1 protein-coding gene and 1 pseudogene are annotated in these 994 nt (G+C 72.4%); both read right to left on the bottom strand.

Going from position 1 to position 994, the window contains the following annotated elements; genetic code table 11:
- Positions 1-86: 86 nt before the first annotated feature.
- Positions 87-284: a hypothetical protein gene (locus AC2W7M_RS26260; RefSeq protein WP_486136109.1), complete on the bottom strand. Its 198-nt coding sequence runs from the start codon at positions 282-284 to the stop codon at positions 87-89.
- 59 nt (positions 285-343) lie between these two features.
- Positions 344-994: pseudogene (locus AC2W7M_RS26255) on the bottom strand (VWA domain-containing protein); the annotation flags it as partial.

The following is a 994-nucleotide window of genomic DNA, read 5'->3' as shown; positions in this document are numbered from 1 at the left end:
CGGGGCGAGCCGGTGCGGCTGCTGGCCGCCGCCTGGCTCGGCACCACCCGCCTGATCGACAACATCCCGGTCTGAGCGCGCGGGCGCTACACCGCGCCCAGATAGCTGACGGCGAACGCCACCAGCACCAAGGCGATCCCGGCGACGAGTACGGTGAGCACCCGCCCCGAGCCGATGCCCTGGCGGGCCTTGGCGGCGGGCTTAACCGGCTCGCCCTCCGGCCCGCGCTGGGTCCCGGGGTCATGGAACTCCTGTTCGTCGCGGATTTCCTCCGGCTCGCGCATGGGCCTCTCCTTCGCTTGCGTTGCGTCGAAGGGGAAACGCCGCTCGGTGCCGCCTTGTTTCAGGCGGCGGCCCGGCGGGGCGTGCGCGGCGGCGATGCCGAGAGGGCGGCGACGAGATCCTCCAGGCTTTTCAGGTCGTGCACGGGCCGGAACTCGTCCACCTGCGGGAGCATGGCGGCGATGCCGCGCGCGCGCGGACTCGAAGCCGGTCATAGCTCAGGAGCGGGATTGAGCCAGACGAGGCGCGGCACGAGCGCTTGAGGCGCGCCATCTCGGCCGCGAGGGTGTCGTCCACGTCCCGCTCCAGCCCGTCGGTGAACAGCAGCACCACCGGGTTCTGCGCCATCACCCGGCGCGACCAATCCTTGTTGAAGGCCCTCAGCGAGGTGGCGATGCGGGTGCCGCCCGACCAGTCCCGCGCCGCCTGCGCCACCGCCGCGAGCGCGGCGTCCGGATCGCGCCGCGCCAGCGCGCGGGTGACATTGGTGAGGCGGGTGCCGAACAGGAAGGTCGATACCCGCCGCTGCGCCCCGAGTGCGTGGAGGAAAATGCAGGATCGGCCGTGAATAGTCGGCCATGGAAACCGGAGATGTCGACCAGCGCCACCACCGGCGGCGCTTCTCGTCCGGCCCCCGGCGCTTTCAGCGGCACCAGGTCGCCGCCCGCTGGCGAGGCCGGCGCGCAGGCAGGCGCGAAAGATCGATCCGCCG

It is taken from the genome of Xanthobacter sp. BG11Y11_SDJG, from assembly GCF_057364445.1.
This window is presented reverse-complemented; position numbering and strand designations above follow the sequence as displayed.

Excerpts from the sequence above, each read along its gene's own strand:
- AC2W7M_RS26260 (WP_486136109.1), bottom strand. The coding sequence starts at position 284 with ATGCGCGAGCCGGAGGAAATCCGCGACGAACAGGAGTTCCATGACCCC.